Source organism: Chryseobacterium viscerum (assembly GCF_002899945.2).
GTDB lineage: Bacteria > Bacteroidota > Bacteroidia > Flavobacteriales > Weeksellaceae > Chryseobacterium > Chryseobacterium viscerum.
Genome location: NZ_PPEG02000005.1, coordinates 433,734 through 456,716, shown reverse-complemented (window position 1 = coordinate 456,716; position 22,983 = coordinate 433,734). Strand labels below are relative to the sequence as shown.

Sequence of the window (22,983 nt, the reverse complement as noted above, 5' to 3'; positions counted from 1 at the left end):
AAATTTAAGAATATACCTATATAACAGCATATCGGTATAGCAATTCTAAGCTTACAGGGATTAGTCTCTTGTTATATTGATAGATTGGCACATTATTTCTATATTTGCAATCAAATTTTTCCGTTTTGAAAGTTTTCAAGAATTTTACAGATTATTCTTCACACAAGCCTTTAGCATTATCTTTGGGCATGTTTGACGGGGTACATCTCGGGCACAAGAGTATTATCGATGAACTGACTAAAGTAGGTACAGAAAACAATCTGGAAACTGCTATTCTTACGTTTTGGCCGCATCCAAGGTTTGTTTTTAATCCCAATGAAGATTTAAAACTTCTGAATATATTGGAAGAAAAGAAACAGCTGGTTGAGAAATATGGCGTTGATAATTTGTTCCTGAAGGAATTTGACGAGGAATTCAGAAATTTAACCGGAGAAGAGTTTGTACGTCAGATTTTAATTGATAAGCTGAATGTAAAATACCTTATTATAGGATACGACCATTCTTTCGGAAAAAACAAAAGCGGAAATTTTGAGCTTCTTCAGAAATTATCCAAAGAACTTGATTTTGAGGTTGAGCAGATGGAAGCGATTAATATTCACGAAAATAATATCAGTTCTACGAAAGTGCGCAATGCCCTTTTAACAGGGAATATTATAGATGCCAACGAAATGCTGGGGTACTCCTACTCTGTTTCCGGAACGGTAGTTCATGGTAAGAAGATTGGAAGAACAATCGGATATCCAACAGCCAATATTGATACTGAATCTATAAAACTTCTCCCTAAAAAAGGAGCTTATATTGTAGAAGTATTCGTGAAAGGCAACCAATATAAAGGAATGCTAAGTATTGGGACCAACCCTACGGTAAACGGAGAAAAACTCACTGTGGAAGTTTATATCCTTGATTTTGATGATGATATCTATGATGAAAAGATTACCGTAAGTTTCAGAGACTTTCTTCATGACGAAATCAAATTTGAAGGGCTTGAAAAGCTGATTGAAAGGCTTGACGAGGATAAAGAAATAACAAAAGAATTCAATTTTTAAAATAAATAAAGGCTATTCATCACCGAATAGCCTTTTTATTTTATTTCAATACTTTTAAGTAGAGTTTCTGAGGTTCACTACTCAGTTTCACATTCGGAAACTGCTTGTCGTAGTCAATAAATATATCTCCTTTTTCATCCGCTTTTCCATTTCCATCAGAGTCCCAGCTTATTGTCACATAGTATTTTGCAGGTCCTGCAGGTTTTGGATTGATCTTGCTTTCAGCATCTTTAGGTACGGGCAGGTCTATCGTAAATGGTACAGATTTCTGCTCGTATTCTTTTTCTGTAATCAATGTGGCAGGAGCATCTGCTAGCTTTTCATCCATTCCGTACAAACTTACTTTCAATTTTGGATTTTTAATTGTAAAATTATCCGTTCCTGAAAATTCTAGTTTAATGTTTTCTGAAGCCGTTTCAGAAGTTGAAGCAACAGGAGCTGCGTTTTCAGCTGTATTTTTCTTCTCTGTTTTGGTACAGCTTGACAACATCAATGTACCGGCTGCCATGAATAATAAAAGGTGGTTTCTCATTTGTTCTCTATTTTATTTATGTTGAATCTATATTTCACTGATATTAGATAACAAATTCCGTACCTCAATCTTTTTTATATTTTATAAAGAATTCACTTCATTCTGAGCCTTTTTTGTAAGGGATTTGAAAACCAGATCATAGGACTGGTCAATAAGTTTAAAGATCAAATCTCTCTTCAATCCGTCTACTGTTACAGAATTCCAATGGGTTTTATTCATATGATAGGCACCTGTGATCTGCGGATATTGCTCACGAAGCTCTGCGCTCCATTCAGGATCTGTTTTTACATTAACCGCTAAAGGCTGTCTTTCAAGCCCCATTAATAGAAACATTTTTGTGTCCACTTTCATTACAAGTGTTTCATTATCAAAAGGAAAACTTTCTGTAACTCCTTTTTTGGCAAGACAGTAATCTAAAATTTCGTTGGCATCCATGTAAATTATAAGTAATGAGTGATCAATAATTAAGAATGATTGTAAATGATATTTGATATAATTTTTCAATCTTTAATTCAAATTTAGTAAATTTAAGAAAGAAATAATCTCACAAAATCACAATTATTATGAAAGCTTTGGTAATAGGTGCTACAGGCGCTACGGGAAAAGATTTGGTCAATCAGCTATTGAATGACAAAGAGTTTGATGAAGTGGATATTTTCGTCAGAAAACCCGTTGATATTCAAAACGATAAGCTAAACATTCATATCGTGAATTTTGAAAAGCCCGATGAATGGAAAGATATGGTGAAGGGAGATGTTGCTTTTTCTTGTCTGGGAACTACTTTAAAGGATGCCGGGAGCAAGGATGCTCAGAAGAAAGTAGATTTCAATTATCAATATGAATTTGCAAAGGCCGCCAAAGAAAATGATGTGGAAGATTATATCCTGGTATCTGCCTATGGAGCGAACCCACAATCAAAAATTTTCTATTCCAAAATGAAAGGCGAACTGGAAGAAGCTGTAAAGCAGCTGCATTTCAATAAAATAACCATTTTCAAACCAGGAATGCTCGAAAGGAATAATTCGGAAAGAACCGGGGAAGTATTGGGAAGCCGTATTATAAAATTTGCTAATAAACTTGGGCTCCTGGAAAGCCAAAAACCTCTGCCAACCGATATTCTGGCAAAAGCAATGATTAAATCTTCAAAAATAAAAAGCAATGGCTACTCCAGTATAAAACTAGGCAATATCTTTTGTTTTGCTGAGAAGACCAATGAATAGTGAAAAGATTCGAGTTACGGGGTTCGGGGTAATGAATGTGGTTTGGAAAACCTTCTTATTAATTTCCCTAAACCCTAAATCCTGCTACCTATTAACAAATTACTTCGTGGTTTTACTGTTTATCTTTTGCCCTAATTTTTCATATTCGATATCGTTAGGTTCCCAAAGTTCTATTTTGTTTCCTTCAATATCCATAATATGGACGAATTTCCCGTATTCATAAGTCTCGATCTTGTCAACAATGGTTACCTCTTCTTTTTTTAGTTGTTCAACTAGTTTTTCAAGGTTTTCCACCCGATAATTGATCATAAAATCTTTTTCAGAAGGCTGGAAGTATTTTGTTTTTTCACTGAAAGGACTCCATTGGCTAAATCCTTTTTTAGAATTATCAGCTCCCTGATACCATTCAAAAACAGCTCCATATTCGTTGGTATTAAGGCCTAGATGGCTTCCGTACCATTCTCTCATTTTTTTAGGATCTTTACATTTGAAAAAGATTCCGCCAATACCGGTTACTCTTTTCGTTTCGTCCGATTTATTTCCTGTGACGGCTTTAAAAGCAAACCCTAACATAAAGGAAGCCAGGACGCAAAGGGTAAAAATTATTTTTTTCATAAAGAATCATTTATGGGTTTTAAAAACAAAAAAAGTGGATGTAAACACCCACTTGTAAAAATATACTTTTTTATCTTTATTTCAGATATTTTGTAATTGCCTCATCCGTAGGCTTTGTAGTACTTACAAAAGAATCGATCAGCTTTCCGTTTTCATCAACCAGGAATTTGGTGAAGTTCCAAAGAATGGTTGTATTCTTTACTCCATTTAATTCCTGTTCTGTTAAATATTTAAAAATCGGTGCTGTATCATCTCCTTTTACAGAAACTTTAGCTGCCAAAGGGAATGTCACTCCGTAGTTTTTCTGACAGAAAGCTCCAATTTCAGTGTTGGTTCCAGGTTCTTGTCCTCCAAAATTATTGGCAGGGAAACCTACTACGACCAATTTATCTTTATGTTCCTCATATACTTTCTCAAGATCTGCATACTGGGATGTAAATCCACATTCTGAAGCGGTATTGACAATCAAGATTTTTTTTCCTTTGAAATCAGCAAAATTGATTTCTTTACCGTCAAGACTTTCTACGTTGAAGTCATATATTGTTTTTCCCATAAGTTCGTTGGTTTTGGCTTTAGAAATTTCACTTTTTTGATTGGTGCAGCTTTGCAGGAATGCGATAGAAGAAAGCAGCAGTAAAAAAATTTTCTTCATTTTTTATCGTTTTGTACAGCCAGGCTGCAGTTGAACTAAAACTTAAAAATATTAGCCGGGAAAACTTTGTTGATGTCTACTCTGTTTAGCAACATCACATAGTCTCCGTCTTTTTTTGTACTTGAAGATTCAATTCTGAAAGGCATTGTAAAGTTTCCTACTTTTTTAAAATCGGAATACACCAGCGTTTCTTCTTTTTTCACTTCTTTTATCAGCATATAAGTTTTTGTATCAAAATAATACATATTCTTATTGACATTCTTGGTAAGTTCTACTTTATGGCAGTAGATCTCTCCTACTTTTTCTTTTCCAAGGTATTTGGCATCAAACCCTTTATTTTCCCAGTCTATGAAGTCATTGTCAAAGCTTTCCGGCACATATTCAGGATATACCTGAAGTTTATTGGCGGCATAGTTCATTGCATACCCTTTGGTTCCGTCAAAACCTTCAATTGCATTTTCTTTTCCACCGGTAGTAATCAATGTTTTGGTAAGATTTGGACGCTGCTGAAAAATTCTTATTGGATATTCATCTTTGATTCCCAATACCACTTTTCCCTGAAGCAGAACAGAATTCAACAATTTCCAATTGGTTAACCCTCCGGATAATTCAATGTTTTTGTCTATAATCTCCTTTGCGGTCTGCGCGAATGTCAAGTGCGAAAATATCAGTCCAAATACTAATAGTAACTTCTTCATTAATTTTATTTATAAATTCAAATATAGGGGGATTTATGTAAAATTGCAAAAAAGGTGAAAGGCCCAATCAGCGAATTGGCTTTTTGACCTTCAGCATTCTTTTAAATCAACTTTCTGGCTTTTTCAAGATCTTCGGGTGTATCGATGCCTACTCCTATGAAATTGGTTTCTATCATTTTGATTTTCATTCCATATTCAAGGTAGCGGATGCATTCTATTTTTTCGGAAATTTCCAACGGTTTCATTTCCAATTTTGAAAACTGCAGCAGTGCTTCTTTTCTGAAAGCATAGACTCCAATATGTTTAAAATAGCTTACATCATAGGAAACTTCTCTATGAAAAGGAATTGCAGAACGGCTGAAATAAAGAGCAAAACCATTGTTATCAGTAATCACTTTTACATTATTAGGGTTTTCAATCTCTTCTTTTTCATGCAGCTGTATTTTTAAAGAAGCTAAGGAAATTTCTTGCTGCTCATCATGTTTAAAAACTTCAATCAGTTGATGTAAAGGTTCCAGCTTAAGGAAAGGCTCATCTCCCTGAACATTGATCACGATATCGCAGTCTATATTCTGTACTGCTTCAGCAATACGGTCGCTTCCTGTCTCATGCTGTCCTGTCATTACGGCTTTTCCACCGTTTTTTACGATTTCATCAAAAATAATTTCTGAGTCTGTTGCCACAAAAACCTCATCAAACAGTCCTGTTTCTACAACATTCTGATAAGTGGTGGTGATAACGGTTTTTTCTCCTAAAATCTGCATTAGTTTTCCCGGAAAACGGCTTGCTTCGTAACGTGCAGGAATAACAGCGATTATTTTCATTCAATAAAAATATTAAGTAATTCTCTTTAATTCAATAGGTTTCATCCCAGTCTTTACAAAAGCTGTAATGATTCTTTCATATTGAGATCAAATGTAGTGAAAAGTATCTTATTTACTCTACAAAACAGAGATTTCAGCAGTTTAGAAAGAGAGTTTTACCCCTACCATATTATATTCCCATTGGCGGGATGCTGTAAAGTTGAGATTATATTTTGTTTTCCCTATCGTCCCTTCTGATGAAGTATATCTGCTTTTTGATATGGTTTTACCAATAAAATACCCCATTAATAAGGCTAATGGGTAATCTGAGGCCCAGTGAACTTTACTTTGCATCATCTGAAAGCATAAAGCTCCGGCTAATGTATATCCCACCGGTTTTATCCATACTGCATCCGGGTAATTGTCTGCAATCACCGTGATACCTGCCATAAATGTTGTTAAGTGTCCGGATGGCATGGCATCATAATTTGAGGTATTCTTCCCAAATTCTGAAAAACTTGGAAAGGGATTCCAGGCTCCTCCTTTATTACCGTTGATCTCTGCAATAAAAGGACTTTCTCTTCCGGTAATTCTTTTAATAGTTTGAGTGAAAACTCCGGAAAGAATTAAACTCTCCATTAAGCCACTGGCTGTAGCTTGTGCTCTATAATCATTTTTGATCAAACCATAGGTTCCAAAACCAATTCCCAGCAAGACTAGTGTGGAACCATTACCAATCAGGTATAGGGTGGATCCGATATCTTTAGGAATTTTAAAGACGCCAGCCACTTTGTTGTAGTTATTATCCTTATCCATTCCCCATCTTTCTCCCAACTCTCTTGAATTATCAATTAGTTTTTGGTCAAATGGCAGAAGAATCAAGGTACTTGCAACGGCTCCTCCCAGGTAATAAGCATGATCTTTGGCTACGAAATCTTTATTTGTATTGATAAAGTTTCTGGGTAATTTGGTTACAAAATCAAATAATTTGGGCTTGGGGTAAGTTCTGACAGAACCGTCTTTTAAGGTGTAGGTCTGTACTTTTGGTAAATCAACTTCCTTTGGTGGTTCTTTTACCTTCAGTGTATCAACCTCTTGTGAGCATACCAGTATTGAAACTGGTAAGAGTAGAAATCTCAGTTTTTTCATCGTGTAATTTTCGACTTTATTATATTTAGGTGTGTGTAAAAGCCCAAAGTTAGTTCCTAGCTGAGTTTAGAACAAAATATTTATTTAATTTTTAATATTTATTTAATTTTTTTACATGAAATACTGTAATCTGAGGTGTTATTTAGTTAACATACTTGATCAAAAGAATAATTCCATAGATCCAAAAAACATATAATGAAGAATATAAAAATCCGAATCCAAGGCTTTTTACTATGTTTCCTTTACATTTTCCTGAGTTTTTAAATACCAATCTCAAAGCCCGGAAAAAAATCCAATACAACATAGCTGCCAAAAATAAGACGGATGACCAAAAGAATAGTCCAAGAAAATATAAAAGGAATATCAATACAATAGAAAATATAATCCATACAATAACAGAAAGTATAGCACCTCCTATTCCATCTCGCCTACAGCTGGAGAGTCAAAATCAAATGTATCAATTTTTGGGGGTTTATCAGAATACCGTTTTATTCTTTCTTGGGTTAAAATACTTCCTACATTGTCTTTTAATTTTAAACCGTAATACAACTCTATCCGGCATGTAATAAGGGTAAAATCCTGGAAGTGGGACTGATAAAAAATGACTAAAATAAAGCTGATTGATTTTACTATATAAAAGAATGAAGCTGTCCAAAAGGACAGCTCCGCATTTTAGTTTTCGATTGAATTATTATCTTTTTTAAAAGCTTCAATCATTTGATCTCTTCTTTCCTTTGTAAGAGTTTTACTTTGTGGATACGGATTATTTTTAAATTCTTCTCTCTTTTTAATATACTGTTCCTTTGTTACCGGAATTCCTTTCTGTAAAGGTTCAATTTCAACAGCTTTTTTTACAATTCCAACCGCTTTAAATGAATGATATTTATTTTGATCGCTAACTTCTAAAATTAAACCAGTCAGACCTTTAAATCTATATGGTCCTTCAGAAATTGGAATATCTTTAGTGTACCAAGCTGTAAAAACTCTATTACCGAATTTTGTAGTAGCCTTATTACACTTATATCCAAGAATAGTTTTTACGTCTTTATAGTTAGTATCCCAATTCAAATAAGTGTTTTCAAATGTAAAGAAGTCACGATTTATATTAGATGTAAAATAAATTTTAGAATCTTCCCTATATACAGAATATCCCACTTTATATTTTGGTAGTTCAGCAGCTTTAATTTCAACGTTACTTGATGTTTGAGCAGCAACAGTTGCTTTCTTTACCGCTTCTCTTGCAGCTGCATATTGTTGACTAAAAAATATCGAAGACTTGGAATTAAAATCTAAAAGCATAAGCTCTTTAAACCGATGATTTGGGTCCGTGTCTGTTGTGTCCCTAACAAAAGAATATTCATATTGAACTTCGAGTTCTGAAATAGACTTATTACTTTTTTCTTGGGAAAACAAACAAGTAAAAGAAAGTAGTAATATTATTAAAAAGTATTTACGCATCCTAAGGTTTAGTTTATTCAATTACCACATTCCTGCCATAATAGGGTTAGTAAAAGGAGCAGAACATTCATCCTCCATTTGCTGCAAGTCGGTCAAAAAACAATCAGGTGCATCGTTTGGACCGACTTCAACAGTTTGTGTATATCCACAAGACGATGTAAGGGTAATTGGATGATAGTAAAAAATTGCAGCAGAAGTAACCTTTACTTCTTTAGTTTCTGTTTTAACTTCGGCACTCTTTGCGCTTACTAATCCTGCAACACAAATTGTTGCTAATAAAATCATTTTTTTCATACTTGTTTTTTTTAATGATTATTTATTAATTTAAAAAATCGACTTAAAAATATAAAAATAAATCAAACGATAAAGGATTTATTTTTTATGTTAAATCGCTCGATATGATTTGCTTTTAAACAGCTATAAATAATGATTTATTTTCATTTATGGTAATCCGTAAGGTTAAAAAAAAGATTTTTTCAAGAGTGTTTAAACTTGGTTTAGAACGTCATTAAATTAAAAAAAACTCTAAGTGGATACTGTTATTATATTTATATCATTGTTGTAAAGGCCTTTTGGAGCATTTAGTTTTCGTGATGATAATTGAATCAAAAAAAGCTTCAACTCTGCTCAGCGTGACACAGCGTTTGTTTTAACAATGTCATGCCGAACAGAGTCGAAGCATTTATTTTATTTTTATGTAAAGATTACTTTAAATTGTTCAAAGCGCTTTCCAGTTTCGGAAGCATTACTTTGATCTCATCAACCGCCAATCCACCTACAGAAGCACGGAACCAAGGTTCAGATTTGTCTTCTCCGAAGGCTGAGAATGGTACTAGAGCCACTCCTGCTTCATTGATCAGGTAGAATACAAGATCCGAAGAGTTTTCAATCACTCCTCCATCTGGTTTTGTTTTTCCGATATAGTCTAATTTGATGGTAAGATAAAGTGCTCCCATCGGCTCAATACTGTCTACCGAAAGTCCTTTTCCTCTTAAATCCTGAACTCCGTTGTGAAGAACTTTTAAGCTTTCTTCAAGTTTAGCTTTAAAATCGTCAACGAAAATATCTACATTTTCTGGATTTTCATAGAACTTAGCCGTTGCTTCCTGTTCTGGTTTTGGTGCCCAAGCCCCAACGTGGGTAAGAAGTGCCTTCATTTTATCAAGGATATGAGCAGGACCAAATCCCCAACCTACACGTACTCCTGTTGCAGCAAGGCACTTAGAAATACCATCGATATAGATCGTATAGTCTCTCAATTCAGGGAAAAGTGATACGGGATCTACATGCTCAGCACCGAAAGTAAGGTTAGAATAGATCTGGTCATACATAAGGTATAACGGCTTTTCATCTTCTCCTCTTTTTTTGTTTTCAGCGATTACCAGTTCGCAGATTTCTGAAAGCTGTTCTTTTGTAAACATTGTTCCTGTAGGGTTCAATGGTGAACATAATGCTAACAGAACTGCTCCATCTAAATGAGGTCTCAAATCATCTGCAGTGGGAAGGAAATTGGTTTCTGGTTTTGTTTTTACTTCTACAGCGTTGGCTGAAGTAAGGTAAGCATAGTGATTGTTATTCCATGATGGTGTAGGATATATCACTTTATCTCCTTCGTCTACGATGGTTTTGTATACAGCATAGATCAATGGTCTTGATCCTGCAGTGATCAGGATATCTTCAGGAGAATACTCCAGGTTCCATCTTTTTTTAAGGTCTTTGGAAACTTCTTTTCTTAAAGATAAAAGTCCGTTTGCAGGAGGATAGTTCGTCAGATTATTTTGATATGCTTTCTGAATCTCTTCCTTCAGCAATGCCGGAATAGGATAGATATTAGAATTCAGATCACCAATAGTAAGATTGGCAATTTCTGCTCCCTTTGCTTTTAGATCATTTACTTCGTTACCAATTTTTACAATTTCAGAACCGATCAGGTTCGCTGCTAATTTTGAAACTTTCACTTTTTTCTTATTTAAAATTTACTATTATTATCGCTCTCCATTAATTCTCTCATCTATTTGATCTACCGGCGTTTGTGCGTCAAAAAGGGAGATTACTTCTTTTGCTTTTTTTGCGGTATTGGAATTCGGATATTTCTTGATTATCCTGTTGAATTCCGCTCTGTTTTCATCGTTTAGTTTTCCGGTTCCATTGTCCTGCTCTCTTTCGTAGGTGGGTGTATTATCCATTCCTAAAAGATAATCGGACAAGTAGTAGTTATAATCCTGTTTTACTGTTTTTATCAGCTTGCTCTTAGGATATGTATTCATAAAATTTTCCCAGAACATAAGCCTGTCTCCCAGCTGTTCCCAGGAAATTATCAATCCTGCATCTGCTGCATAATTGCTTTCACTTTCTTTGTCCGTCTTTGAAATATAGGCTTCATAATCCGGAGTCACTTTATTTTTAAAAATAGAAGAATAATATCCCGGAATGGTCCATATTTCGGTCATTCCTTCCCCTACTTCCCTAAATTCAAGACCTGCTTTTTTCAGTTCTGAAGCTATTTTTTTAACGTTATCCGGAAGATTGTATTGGTCCTTATCATAATTATAATAATTCACATATTTATCCAAAACATTGCTATGCAGATTCATCAGACATTCTGTATACTTACTTCTTATTTTTATATAGTCTTCATATACCTTGTCGTTCTGTTCCGGACTGTTTCCAGCCATCTCTTTGTCGATTTTGGTACGGTACCATTGAAGAGATGTGACATAATCCTCCGTTTTGTTGGTGGATGAACAAGCTGTGTCTATGGGCTTGTACAGATCTTCTTTGGATTCTGTTTGAGCAATCGAATCGTTTACCGGTTTTACTTCCGAAACTGCAGCTTCCTTTTTACAGGAAACTACAGCTGCAGATAGCAAGCAAACTGCTATTATTTTTTTGATCATCTGTTGTTTTCAGAGAGTTAGTCCAGTTTCAAATCTGTTTTAACAGCTCCGATTTTAGCTTCCAATGATTTTAATTTATCTCTGAAATCGGCTTCTGAAGTAATAGAATCCTTTACAGAAACATAAAACTTAATTTTTGGCTCTGTTCCTGAAGGTCTTACACATACTTTCGTTCCATCTTGTGTGTAATAGATCAATACGTTAGACTTCGGAATATCATTCATTACTTTTTTCTCGTTTGTAGAAATGGTAAGACTTGTCTGTTCTTTGAAATCCTTCACTTCTTCTACTAATGAACCTGCCAATTCTTTTGGTGGATTCTCACGGAAGTTTTTCATCATTTCCTGAATTTCTTCAGCACCTTCTTTTCCTTTTCTTACAATGTTTATCAATCCTTCATAATACATTCCAAGGTCTTCATAGATCTCGATCATATACTGATACATTGTTCTTCCATTGGCTTTGCACCAAGCTGCAATTTCGCAAGCTAAAAGGATACTTCCACAAGAGTCTTTATCACGAACAAAATCTCCGGTCATAAATCCAAAACTTTCCTCACCACCGCACACAAATTTCTGTGTTCCTTCTGCTTCACGGATCATTTTTCCAATCCATTTGAATCCGGTAAGACCTGCTTTACATTCTACGCCGAATTTCTGTGCAATATCAAAGAAAATATCTGAAGTTACGATCGTAGAACCGATAAATTCTTTTCCTGTAATTCTTCCCTGCTTTCTCCATTCGTTCAGAATGTAATAAGTAAGGATGGTATTGGTTTGGTTACCGTTTAAGAGCTGCATTTCGCCATCAAGATTTCTTACCGCAATACCCAATCTGTCCCCATCCGGGTCTGTTCCGATCACGATATCGGCATTGGTAATTCTTGCCAGATCCATTGCCATTTCCAATGCTGCAGGCTCTTCAGGATTTGGAGAGTCTACCGTTGGGAAATTTCCGCTTGGGATCATCTGCTCTCTTACAAGATCTACTTTTTTGAACCCTGCTTTTTCCAACGCTTTCGGAATGGTAGTATAGGTTGTTCCATGGATAGAGGTGAAAACAATATTTAAATTTTCTTTTCCAACATTCTGATACGTAGAGTTTTCAAGACAAGCATCGATATAAACATCGTCCTGCTCCTCTCCGATCCATTCGATCAGATCATCATTTCCATTGAATTTAATTTCTTCAAATTTTACAGAATATACTTCATTGATAATCGCTTCATCATTAGGCGGAACAATTTGTGCCCCGTCATTCCAATATACTTTATAACCGTTATATTCCGGCGGGTTGTGAGAAGCCGTTAATACAATTCCTCCGTTACATTTTTTATCACGAACTGTGAAAGACAATTCCGGAGTTGGTCTGTGATCTTTGAAAAGCAATACTTTGATTCCATTGGCTGTCAAAACATCCGCTACCAGTTTCCCAAATTCTTTTGAGTTGTGACGAACATCATAAGCAATAGCCACTTTGATCTCTTCTCCTTTGAACTGCTGCAGCATATAGTTTGCCAATCCTTGTGTAGCCTGTCCTAATGTATATTTATTTAAACGGTTGGTTCCTACTCCCATTATTCCACGCATTCCTCCTGTCCCGAATTCCAGCTCTCTGTAGAAAGAATCTTCCAGATCTGGGGAATTGCTGTCGATTAATGCCTGTACAGCATCTCTCGTTTCTTTATCGAAGGTATCACTTAACCAAAGTTTCGCTTTTTCTAGTGTATTCATATTTGTATGTTGTTCTTTTTTATAGTTCCTAAAGTTCTTAGTCTAAATATTTTTTAATCTAGCTTTTTATTCTCAACTTTCGTTGTCTTATCAATTTTGAACGCTCTGATTGGATCGTTATAATAGATAAATTTTGCAGTGTTCTGAACATGTCCTTTCAAAGAATCTTTTACATTTACCTCTGCATAATTCCCGTTTTTAGAATCGATATTCAGGTTGGTAATTTTCCAGTAAGGAGCGATTAAACTTGCTGTATCTGAGATTTTTATAACAGCATCTTTGGACAGCCCCAGGAAGTTGGCCCGGCTTCTGTTGTGCATTTCCAGTTCTGCCCTTCTTGTGTTGACAGACCCCATGAAACTTGCATTATTTTTCATCGTAAGTCTGAAATTATCGGTTTTAATTTCGCTAGAAATATTCACTTCTACAGAGTCTGCAACGGCTACTTTTTCCAGGTTATATTTTGAATAAATGGTCACATTATAGAAATCAACTCCCTTTGTTCCTCTTTTTTCTTTAATAAAAAGTGTTTTGTCTTTTACATCAACATCCAGATTGCTTGCCACATTGGGATAGGTTTCTATTTCAACAAAATTCTTAGGACCTCTGGCATAGAAAACACGAAATTTCCCTTCCAGATCAAGGTTTACGAATTCTGATACATCCACATCTTTCTTTTCAATATTTCCTTTTGGAGAAACTTTTCCACAGGAAACTACTGCCACCAGCATCAATGTGTATAAAACTTTTTTCATATTAATTTTAAATATTCTTTATTACAATTGCAACGATATTTATTGAAATTCTTAGAAATTTTTTTTCACGTCTTTCACAGAACTTTCAATATTATGTTGAACAAAAATAGGATTAAAATTTCTAAAAATCTTTGTCTTTTGACAATAAAATACCTGATAATTTTCAATTTTTGGCTTTTCAGGAAAAGACTATTTCTTTTTATCTGATATGTTCAAGAATACAAAAAAGCACTCTGCTGACAGAGTGCTTTTTATTTATTGGAATTGAAATGATTATTTTTAATACCACCCCGTCAAAAATTCTTTGAATTTTTGCCACCCCTCTAAAGGATGGGAATGGTCATATATCGGCTAGACATCTTCATTAACAAACTGAATTACAGTGTTTTTCACCTGAATATCAATCTAATTTTTATATCACTTCATCAATATTATAATTCTTGTGCTCGCGGTTTGTTCTGATGATCATTTCTCCTAAGAATCCTGCTACAAACAGAAGACTTCCCATGATCATCATTGTTAAGGCGATATAAAACCAAGGATTATTGGTTATTAAATGTCCGTATACTCCTCTGGCAACATCAATCAGTTTGGAAATACCTAACCAAAGTGCTGAAAGAAAACCGACAATAAACATTAAGGTTCCTACTGCTCCGAAGAAATGCATTGGTCTTCCTCCGAAACGACTTACAAACCAAAGGGTTATCAAGTCCAGAAATCCTCTGACAAATCTTTCGGTTCCAAATTTTGAAGTTCCGTAAGGTCTTGCCTGGTGCTGTACTTCTTTTTCAGTAATTCTTCTGAAACCTGCATTGGCAGCCAATACCGGAATATAACGGTGCATATCTCCGTATACATCAACAGATTTTACAACCTGTCTTTTGTAAGCTTTCAAACCACAGTTGAAATCATGAAGATAAACTCCTGAAACTTTTCTCGCTGCGGCATTGAATAGTTTTGACGGAATATTTTTCGTCATTACATTGTCAAAACGCTTCTTCTTCCAACCGGAAACGATATCATAATTATCATGAATCACCATATTATACAGTTCCGGAATTTCTTCAGGGAAATCCTGTAAATCGGCATCCATGGTAATGACAACATCACCGTTTGTTCTTTCAAAAGCCGCATGAAGCGCCTGTGATTTTCCATAATTTCTGGAAAATTTAATAGCGTGGATCTGAGGATGCTGTACTTTCATATTCTCAATAATGCTCCACGACAAATCCGTACTACCATCGTCTACAAACCAGATTTCATAAGATAAATTGCTGGTTGTGCATACTTTATCAATTCTTGAAAAAAGCTCTTCCAGAGAGTCTTCTTCGTTCAGTAACGGAATAACTATAGATAAATTCATTTAATTTTAATAAAAATTATTCTTGATTTGTTTCTTCGGGCTGATGTATCGTTCTTGTTCTGAAAAATGCTCCGAAAAACACCGACAAAACTACGTAAAATATAAGAATTGCTGCAAAATATCCTGAAAAATGGCTCGCGGTAAGCATATCTTTTCCCTTAACCGCCTCAGGAGTGAAGCTTTGTAATCTTTCTTTGTACTTCTGATCCAGCTCATCAATATCTTTCTGATGCTTCATAATTTTTCTTGCAGAAGTATATTCTGTATCCAATTCTGATTTTTGCCTTTGAACATATTGGTAGTTCAAGAGCTTTTTAGCAGCAGGGTCTACAAAGTTTAAAAAAGCATAAATACTGAAGATGGAAAGAATTCCTCCGACAAACATCGGAACAAATGCTCTTTTGAAAGCATCTTTGAATTTTACCACTCTGTGGTTATTCCAATGTGATTTTACAGACCAAAAAGCAGTACCTGCATACAAAAGAGGCAGTACAAAAGCATTGGCTTTCAAAGAGATATCAAAATAATTGATTCCTGAAAAAAATGTATACACTACAAAGAAAACGATCATTGTAGCGATAAAAAGTATAATTCCTAGTGTTGATGGACTTTTCGTCATGTTTAAATTTTTAGAAAAAAGTTGAAAAATTTTCTCTCTAAATGTCAAGGGTTTAGCTTTACCACTGCATTTTTTCGACTAATTTTTTCTAATAAAGTTTTGAAGTTTATAAAATATTCCTACCTTTGCAACGGCAAGTCCTAAACAACCAGCTCCTGAGAATCCTCCAGGGTGGGAACACAGCAAAGGTAATTGGTCGTAGCGGTGTGATTTAGGTAGCTTGCCATTTTTTTTTGGTTTAAAGTGAGAAGAGAGGTAATTTGATAATTATCTTTTTTTGTTTTTAATACCTTACGCATCATTTTCATTTTTCTAATTTTCAGATTACTTCCTATCCCTTTATTGATTAAAATTCGAACGTCTCGCCTAGTTTTGGTAAAACAAGTTCTACATTTTTATCTGCAAAATGCTTTAATGCACTTTCGTGATTAATTTCAATGGCAGGGAAAGTATCAAAGTGACATCCGATTACTTTCGGTGTTTTCAACAGCTCTGCTGCTGCAAAAGAAGCTTTTCTAGGACACATTGTGTAGTGACTTCCGATGGGAAGTATAGAAAGGTCCAGGTTTCCGTATAGCCTTGGAAAAAGCTCCATATCTGCCATTACTCCTGTATCTCCTGCCAAATAAATATTCTTACCTTCAGGTAATCTGAAAATATATCCTACAGGAACGCCTCCATAGCTTCCATCCGGGAAAGAACTTGTATGGTGAGCCGGAACCATGGAAATTTTAAGATCGTCGATTTTTGCCGACCCTCCTAAGTTTACATCGTCTCTATTTTTAGCCTGTGTGAAATACGCGCATACTTCAGGAACTCCAATGATGGTAGCTTCCGGATAATGCTGCAATACTTCTCCTACATCTGCAATATGATCACCATGTGCGTGAGTCAGCAGAATATAATCGATTTTTTGCGCGGAAATATCAAACCCTGATTCCGCTTTTTTGTAATTGTAGAAAGGGTCACTCAAAATAGTCTTGTCTTTGTACGTAAACAAGAAACAATTTTGCCCTAAGAATTGTATTTTCATTTTAAATTTAGTTTCAATTATTATTAAACACAAATGACTCAAATAATTTCACAAATAGCACAATGAGAGTCGTGACATTTGTGAAAGCATTCGTGCCATCTGTGTTTTCTTTAATTTATTATTTCGATGGGAATTTATCCTCAATCAGTCTGAGATTAATCCCATGTTCCAGATAGACTTTGCAACCGTCTAAAACGGTCGTAAAACCACCTGTATTGTCGTTAATTACTTTTAGCAGATCTTCGCCAGTCTGGCTGAATCCGTAGCTTTTAATCACAACAAGAGTTCCTTTCTCCATGGTTTTGAATTCATAATCTACGTTTGTCGAAGGCTCTCCCCATTCTGTTTTGATAAGCTGGTTGGGAATAATCTGATGAACTTTTACAACGTTTTTTACTCCGTACATTTCCCATTCCCAGGTAACGGTATTACCTTCCTCTAATTTCCCGGTAGATTTTGTAAACCAGAAATTAGTGGTTACTTCAGGATTGATAAATGCTTCAAAAACATCTTCAATCGGTTTTCTGATAAGCATTTGAGCTTCAACATAGATCGTAGAACTCATGGTGTAATATTTTAGATTTAGTTAAATAAATTCAGTCCGGCTGCTGTAAGGATTGCCATCACAAACGTCAGGATCCCTACCTGCTTTAAATACTGATCTAATTCTTTCGGTTCTTTCACCGATAAAATCTTTCTTCTTAATTTAGATAATGGGATCAACAGGATCATTACGATAAACACATAATAATTTTGTTCCTGCATGAATCCATTTATTCCTAGAAATACAAGGATCAGTAATAAGGGAAGCTGTAACAGAACCATTTCATAGATCATTGCATTTCTGAATCCAATTCTCAATGCAAAGCTATTTTTTCCTGATAATTTATCGCTTTCAATATCTCTCATATTGTTAAGGTTCAGGACAGCCATACTCATCATGCCTACTGCTGTTCCGGGTAATAACATATCCCAGCTGAAAGTTTTTGTAAACAGAAAATAGCTTCCACATACAGAAACAAGTCCAAAGAAGATAAATACGAAGATATCTCCCAATCCCATGTATCCATAAGGTTTTTTACCTACCGTATATCCAATAGCTGCCAGAATACATGCCACTCCTAATCCTATGAAGATATAGAATTCATTCATATAGTTTGGAATGAAAGCAACATACAATAAAGCAATGGTAGCAATGAAAGATAAGGCTGAGAAGAGAATCACGGCATTTTTCATTTGTTTTGCTGTAATTTTTCCTGATGCTACCGCTCTTGCTTCAGCTTCATTGATTCTTTTGGCATCGGTACCTTTTACTCCGTCACCGTAATCATTGGCATAATTTGATAAAATCTGGTATAGAAGTGTCACCAAAAGGGCGAGCGCAAAAATCTTCCAATCCCAGATTCCTCCTTCTCCGTACAATCTCCATTTTGCAATGAAAGCTCCCATAATAATTCCGCTTAGTGAAAGCGGTAAAGTTCTTAGCCTTGCGGCTTTTATCCAATCAGTCATATTATTTTAGATGTTAGATAGTAGAAGTTAGAAGTTAGTAAGACCATTCTGTCTAATATCTAGCTTCTAACCTCTAATTTCTTTTTTAAGATATCCATTGATCTTCTCCGAAGTTGGGCTTTCTTTTTTCAAGGAATGCGTTTCTTCCTTCCTGAGCTTCTTCCGTCATATATGCCAAACGCGTTGCTTCCCCTGCGAAAACCTGCTGCCCTACCATACCATCGTCTGTAAGGTTCATGGCAAACTTCAGCATTCTGATAGAAGTTGGAGATTTAGCCAATATTTCCTGAGCCCATTCGTATGCTGTATCTTCTAATTCTGCATGAGGAACCACTTTGTTTACCATTCCCATTTCGTAAGCTTCTTTAGCGGAATAGTTTCTTCCTAAAAAGAAGATTTCACGGGCTTTTTTCTGACCTACCATTTTAGCAAGATAAGCGGAACCGTACCCTCCATCGAAACTTGTAACGTCAGCATCTGTCTGCTTAAAAATAGCATGTTCTTCACTTGCTAAAGTCAAGTCACATACAACATGAAGAGAGTGTCCTCCACCAACTGCCCATCCCGGAACAACTGCAATAACCACTTTCGGCATGAAACGGATAAGACGCTGAACTTCAAGAATATTCAAACGGTGTCTTCCGTCTTCTCCTACATATCCCTGGTGTCCTCTTGCTTTCTGGTCTCCACCACTACAAAATGCCCATCCACCATCTTTGGGGCTTGGACCTTCTCCTGAAAGCAATACCACTCCTATTGAAGGATCTTCATAGGCATCGTAAAAAGCATCGTATAATTCTGAAGTTGTTTTGGGTCTGAAAGCGTTGCGTACTTCCGGTCTGTTGAAAGCAATTCTTGCTACTCCGTTAGATTTTTTATAGGTAATATCTTCGTATTCCTTGGCGGTTTTCCACTCGATCATCTTATAAAAATTTTTCTCAAAGATACGGAATTACAGAGAAATTCTAAAGGTGAAATTCACCCATCATTTCAATAAGGAAGAGAAATTTCGAATGGCTAATTTTAGGGTATAGATATTGGGTAAAAAGGTAGTTTCAGAGGATATTTTGCGTAAAAAAATAAAAGCCGAAACAGTACATGTTCCGGCTTTTTATTATTGAGTTATCAATGATTACTTTGCAGCTGCGCTTAGTTCAGCTTCTTTAGCTTTCATTTCTTTAACTTTTTCAATGTTTTTAGTTACTACATAAATTTCTTTTAATGCAGAAACCGCATCAATGCTCTTTGGATTTGCTTTGTACCATCCTTCAGCATATGGTAATGCTTTACCAAATCTTTCTCTTCTTGCGTCGATCAATTTGGAAGCTTCATCCGGCTTGTCTTTTCTCAATGCATTGATCTCTCCTACTACTTTAGAATCATCACCAATAGTAGTATACACTAAGTTTTGATATGCATCAGAAAAATCAGGCTTAAGCTCGATTGCTTTTTTGAAAGATGCTATAGCATCATTCGCAGTAGCTGGATTTTTAGCCTGCATTACTCCAAGGTTATACCAGTTTGTTGGATCATTTGGATTCTTAGCCAACTGTTCTTTCAATCCTGAAACAAATTTATCTGTGTTTCCTGACTGAAGATATGCTGTAGTCTGCGCTTCTTTAAGTTTAGCACTGTTCGGGAATTTAACCAATCCTTTTTCGATAACAGCAAGAGCTTCAGGCCCTTTCTTTGCATTAAGAAGTAATGAAGCCAAAGTTTCATATAAATCCGGTTCTATACTTTTTGACTGTTCTGTTTTGAAATCAGAATAATCAGCGTTCTTCTTCATAAGCTCCCAAGTCGCTTTATCCAAAGGTATTACATTACCGGTTTTCTTTTCTTTTGCAGTATAAGTAGTTTCTACTCCTGTAAATCCAGAATTAACAAGGTCTGTATATATTTTGATGGATTGATCACTGTTGTTAGCTAACGCATGACTCAGTCCTGCATAATACATATATATTTTATTGTCCTGACCACTAGACTTCAATAAGTCATAAACTTCTATAAACTTAGGTGCTGCAGCTGCATAGTTTTTTGCATTGTATGCATCCATAGCAACCTTATTAGCTTCTTGAAGCTGGGCATTCAAAGCAGCGGCATCTTTTTTCTGTCCGAAAGCAAAAGCTGACGCTACGATAGCCATTCCTAAAATTAGTTTCTTCATAATAACTATTTTATATTAATTGTACAATTTATTCTTCAGAATCATTCTCATTTCCCTCTGTCTGATTTTCATTTTCAGCCTGAGGTTCCTCATTGTTTTCCTGGTTATCAAATAGCGATCCTATTCCTTCTTCTGTTTCTTCAGCTCCTTCAATCTCTTCAGAATCTTCCTCTACATCTTTATCCATTGCTACTTTTGCAATAGCTGCAATTTCGTCATTTTTCTTAAGATTGATCATTTTTACTCCCTGAGTATTTCTACCCATTACTCTCATTTCGTCCATTCCCATTCTGATGGCAACACCGGATTTGTTGATAATCATCAATCCGTCTTCGTCTGTTACATTTTGAATTGCAATAAGATTTCCTGTTTTTTCGGTAATGTTCAGGGTAATAACTCCTTTTCCTCCTCTGTTGGTAATTCTGTAGTCTTCTACTGCAGTTCTCTTTCCGTATCCTTTTTCAGATACTACAAGTACTGTTTCGTTCTCCACATCGTTCACAACAATCATACCAATAGCTTCGTCATTGTCTTCCATCGCAATACCTCTTACCCCGATAGATCCTCTACCTACTTCTCTTACTTTTTCTTCAGGGAAACGGATACATTTACCATTTTTAGTAGCGATCATGATCTGAGATGTTCCATTGGTAAGGTAAGCTCCTAATAACTGGTCATTATCTCTGATTTCAATTGCATTTACACCATTTACTCTTGGTCTTGAATATGCTTCTAATGAAGTTTTCTTGATTGTACCATTTTTGGTAACCATCACCACACTCATTTGATTTACATATTCTGAATCCTTCAGGTTGTTGGTTCTGATATATGCTTTAATCTTATCATCAGGTTCTATGTTGATAAGGTTTTGTACTGCTCTTCCTTTTGCTGTTCTGGAGCCTTCAGGAATTTCAAATACTCTTAACCAGTAACATCTTCCTTTTTCTGTAAAGAATAGCATATACTGGTGGTTGGTTGCAGAAACAATATATTCAAGGAAATCAGAATCTCTTGTTGTTGCCGCTTTATTTCCTACACCACCTCTACTTTGGACTTTATATTCTGAAAGTGAAGTTCTCTTTACATATCCTGCGTGAGAGATTGTAAGAACTACAGATTCGTTCGGGATAATATCTTCGATAGACATTTCTCCTCCTGAATAATCAATTTCAGTTCTTCTTTCGTCTCCGTATTTTTCTTTGATTTCGACCAATTCTTCTTTGATGATCTGGAATCTTCTTGGCTCATTCGCTAAGATATCTTCCAAGTTGGCAATCTCACTCATGATTGCATCGTATTCATCACGGATCTTATCAAGCTCCATTCCTGTCAAACGAGCCAATCTAAGATCAAGAATCGCCTGAGCCTGGATGTCAGAAAGTTCAAATGCCTCAATTAAGCCTTCTTTTGCAGCCTGAGGATTTGCACTGTGACGGATAATAGAAATTGCTCTATCTAAAGAATCCTGCGTTCCGATCACCTTCATGAACCCTTCAAGGATATGCGCTCTTTCTTTTGCTTTTTTAAGCTCATACTTCGTTCTTCTTACGATGACCTCATGTCTGTGCTCTACAAAGTGATGAATGATATCTTTAAGGTTCAGCTGCTCTGGTCTTCCGTGTACCAATGCAATATTGTTCACACTGAAAGATGTCTGAAGTGCTGTATATTTATATAATAGGTTAAGAACAACATTTGGAATGGCATCATTTTTCAATTCGTATACAACGCGAAGTCCATTTCTGTCCGATTCATCTCTGATCTCGTAGATACCAGGGATTTTCTCATCTTTAACAAGTTCTGCTGTTCTGGCAATCATTTCAGCTTTGTTCACCTGGTAAGGGATTTCAGTAACGATAATAGCGTTTCTGTTTCCGATTTCGTCAAAGTTAACTTTAGCTCTTAAAACAACTCTCCCTCTTCCTGTATGGAATGCATCTCTTACCCCATCATATCCATAGATGATCCCCCCTGTAGGGAAATCAGGAGCAATAATATGCTGCATCAATTCATCGATCGTAATTTCTCTATTATCGATATAAGCGCAGATTGCATCTATAGATTCTGACAAGTTGTGTGGCGCCATATTGGTTGCCATCCCTACTGCAATACCTGAAGTACCGTTTACCAAAAGGTTCGGAACTTTAGTAGGCATTACTGTTGGTTCCTGTAAACTGTCGTCAAAGTTATTCTGGAAATCTACCGTTTCTTTGTCTAGGTCTGAAAGAATCTCATCAGAGATTTTTTTCAATCTTGCTTCAGTATAACGCATTGCTGCAGGCGGGTCACCATCCATTGAACCGAAGTTACCCTGCCCGTCTACCTGAGGATAACGTAAGCTCCAGTTCTGGGCCATCCTTACCATTGCATCATAAACAGAGGAATCTCCGTGCGGGTGATATTTACCCAAAACATCCCCAACAATTCTCGCAGATTTTAAATATTTTCTATTAGAAAACACCCCTAGTCCATACATACCATAAAGTACTCTTCTATGAACAGGTTTCAAGCCGTCTCTTACATCCGGTAACGCTCTTGAAACGATAACGGACATCGAATAATCGATGTAAGACGACTTCATTTCATCAACAATGTTGATAGGAATCAGTCTTTCTCCTTCTTTTTGCATAAACAAATTTTATTATAATGATAGTCAGACCTTTAGCTGTAAGTCTGAAAATTATTTATTTCCGATTTTTATTAACGGGCTAATTTACGAAAAAAATGCCGA

The 22,983-nt window shown here is 35.7% G+C and carries 23 protein-coding genes and 1 other RNA gene; 3 read left to right on the top strand and 21 right to left on the bottom strand.

Going from position 1 to position 22,983, the window contains the following annotated elements; all coding sequences use genetic code 11:
- The first annotated feature begins 125 nt into the window (after positions 1–125).
- Complete coding sequence (locus C1634_RS14055) at positions 126–1,046, top strand: bifunctional riboflavin kinase/FAD synthetase (RefSeq protein WP_103232278.1); 921 nt, start codon at positions 126–128, stop codon at positions 1,044–1,046.
- Between the two features lie 40 nt (positions 1,047–1,086).
- Here C1634_RS14055 and C1634_RS14050 read toward each other — a convergent pair whose 3' ends face one another.
- Both C1634_RS14050 and C1634_RS14045 read right to left on the bottom strand, forming a co-directional pair.
- Positions 1,087–1,578 carry a hypothetical protein gene (locus C1634_RS14050; protein WP_228410077.1) on the bottom strand — a complete coding sequence of 164 codons (492 nt, stop codon included), beginning with the start codon at positions 1,576–1,578 and terminating at the stop codon, positions 1,087–1,089.
- An 81-nt stretch (positions 1,579–1,659) separates the two neighbouring features.
- The gene (locus C1634_RS14045) at positions 1,660–2,013 is read right to left on the bottom strand and encodes an MmcQ/YjbR family DNA-binding protein (protein WP_103232277.1); all 354 of its coding nucleotides are present in this window, start codon (positions 2,011–2,013) and stop codon (positions 1,660–1,662) included.
- Positions 2,014–2,141: 128 nt separating this feature from the next.
- Here C1634_RS14045 and C1634_RS14040 point away from each other — a divergent pair, with 128 nt between their 5' ends.
- Positions 2,142–2,798 carry an NAD(P)H-binding protein gene (locus C1634_RS14040; protein ID WP_103232276.1) on the top strand — a complete coding sequence of 219 codons (657 nt, stop codon included), beginning with the start codon at positions 2,142–2,144 and terminating at the stop codon, positions 2,796–2,798.
- A gap of 99 nt (positions 2,799–2,897) precedes the next feature.
- Here the strand turns inward: C1634_RS14040 and C1634_RS14035 are convergent, their stop codons facing one another.
- From C1634_RS14035 to C1634_RS13975, 13 genes are all read right to left on the bottom strand, one after another.
- Positions 2,898–3,413 (bottom strand): VOC family protein, encoded by a 516-nt coding sequence (locus tag C1634_RS14035; RefSeq protein WP_317047494.1) that lies wholly within the window; start codon positions 3,411–3,413, stop codon positions 2,898–2,900.
- A gap of 76 nt (positions 3,414–3,489) precedes the next feature.
- Positions 3,490–4,065 (bottom strand): glutathione peroxidase, encoded by a 576-nt coding sequence (locus tag C1634_RS14030; RefSeq protein WP_103232275.1) that lies wholly within the window; start codon positions 4,063–4,065, stop codon positions 3,490–3,492.
- 35 nt (positions 4,066–4,100) lie between these two features.
- Positions 4,101–4,763 (bottom strand): histidine kinase, encoded by a 663-nt coding sequence (locus C1634_RS14025; protein ID WP_109738627.1) that lies wholly within the window; start codon positions 4,761–4,763, stop codon positions 4,101–4,103.
- 101 nt (positions 4,764–4,864) lie between these two features.
- Positions 4,865–5,587 (bottom strand): 3-deoxy-manno-octulosonate cytidylyltransferase, encoded by a 723-nt coding sequence (kdsB, locus tag C1634_RS14020; protein WP_109738626.1) that lies wholly within the window; start codon positions 5,585–5,587, stop codon positions 4,865–4,867.
- Positions 5,588–5,728: 141 nt separating this feature from the next.
- Complete coding sequence (locus C1634_RS14015; RefSeq protein ID WP_103234485.1) at positions 5,729–6,715, bottom strand: phosphatase PAP2 family protein; 987 nt, start codon at positions 6,713–6,715, stop codon at positions 5,729–5,731.
- A 672-nt stretch (positions 6,716–7,387) separates the two neighbouring features.
- Entirely contained in the window at positions 7,388–8,173 is a 786-nt protein-coding gene (locus C1634_RS14010; protein WP_103234483.1) for a GLPGLI family protein, read from the bottom strand.
- A gap of 21 nt (positions 8,174–8,194) precedes the next feature.
- Positions 8,195–8,467 carry a hypothetical protein gene (locus C1634_RS14005; protein WP_109738624.1) on the bottom strand — a complete coding sequence of 91 codons (273 nt, stop codon included), beginning with the start codon at positions 8,465–8,467 and terminating at the stop codon, positions 8,195–8,197.
- 410 nt (positions 8,468–8,877) lie between these two features.
- Entirely contained in the window at positions 8,878–10,131 is a 1,254-nt protein-coding gene (locus C1634_RS14000; protein WP_103234481.1) for a pyridoxal phosphate-dependent aminotransferase, read from the bottom strand.
- Positions 10,132–10,158: 27 nt separating this feature from the next.
- Positions 10,159–11,070, bottom strand: coding sequence for a tol-pal system YbgF family protein (locus C1634_RS13995; RefSeq protein WP_109738623.1), 912 nt, complete (start codon positions 11,068–11,070; stop codon positions 10,159–10,161).
- Between the two features lie 17 nt (positions 11,071–11,087).
- Positions 11,088–12,803, bottom strand: a complete 1,716-nt coding sequence (locus C1634_RS13990) for a phospho-sugar mutase (RefSeq protein ID WP_103234478.1) — start codon at positions 12,801–12,803, stop codon at positions 11,088–11,090.
- Between the two features lie 53 nt (positions 12,804–12,856).
- Positions 12,857–13,558, bottom strand: a complete 702-nt coding sequence (locus C1634_RS13985) for a GIN domain-containing protein (RefSeq protein WP_103234477.1) — start codon at positions 13,556–13,558, stop codon at positions 12,857–12,859.
- A 412-nt stretch (positions 13,559–13,970) separates the two neighbouring features.
- A complete protein-coding gene (locus C1634_RS13980; protein ID WP_103234278.1) occupies positions 13,971–14,921 on the bottom strand; it encodes a glycosyltransferase family 2 protein in 951 nt (316 codons plus the stop codon).
- 16 nt (positions 14,922–14,937) lie between these two features.
- Positions 14,938–15,540, bottom strand: coding sequence for a DUF4199 domain-containing protein (locus C1634_RS13975; RefSeq protein ID WP_109738622.1), 603 nt, complete (start codon positions 15,538–15,540; stop codon positions 14,938–14,940).
- 131 nt (positions 15,541–15,671) lie between these two features.
- Between C1634_RS13975 and ffs the strand changes: the two genes are divergently transcribed.
- An RNA gene (gene ffs / locus C1634_RS13970) (signal recognition particle sRNA small type) lies at positions 15,672–15,769 on the top strand.
- Positions 15,770–15,886: 117 nt separating this feature from the next.
- Here ffs and C1634_RS13965 read toward each other — a convergent pair.
- From C1634_RS13965 to gyrA, 6 genes are all read right to left on the bottom strand, one after another.
- Positions 15,887–16,573, bottom strand: a complete 687-nt coding sequence (locus C1634_RS13965; protein ID WP_103234280.1) for a metal-dependent hydrolase — start codon at positions 16,571–16,573, stop codon at positions 15,887–15,889.
- A gap of 118 nt (positions 16,574–16,691) precedes the next feature.
- Complete coding sequence (locus tag C1634_RS13960; protein WP_103234281.1) at positions 16,692–17,138, bottom strand: SRPBCC family protein; 447 nt, start codon at positions 17,136–17,138, stop codon at positions 16,692–16,694.
- Between the two features lie 17 nt (positions 17,139–17,155).
- Positions 17,156–18,085: a 1,4-dihydroxy-2-naphthoate octaprenyltransferase gene (menA, locus tag C1634_RS13955; protein WP_103234282.1), complete on the bottom strand. Its 930-nt coding sequence runs from the start codon at positions 18,083–18,085 to the stop codon at positions 17,156–17,158.
- An 85-nt stretch (positions 18,086–18,170) separates the two neighbouring features.
- A complete protein-coding gene (locus tag C1634_RS13950) occupies positions 18,171–19,007 on the bottom strand; it encodes a 1,4-dihydroxy-2-naphthoyl-CoA synthase (protein ID WP_103234283.1) in 837 nt (278 codons plus the stop codon).
- A gap of 210 nt (positions 19,008–19,217) precedes the next feature.
- Positions 19,218–20,252, bottom strand: coding sequence for a tetratricopeptide repeat protein (locus C1634_RS13945; RefSeq protein WP_103234284.1), 1,035 nt, complete (start codon positions 20,250–20,252; stop codon positions 19,218–19,220).
- Between the two features lie 28 nt (positions 20,253–20,280).
- On the bottom strand, positions 20,281–22,881 hold the full coding sequence (gyrA, locus tag C1634_RS13940; protein ID WP_109738621.1) for a DNA gyrase subunit A: 2,601 nt from the start codon (positions 22,879–22,881) through the stop codon (positions 20,281–20,283).
- Positions 22,882–22,983 lie beyond the last annotated feature (102 nt).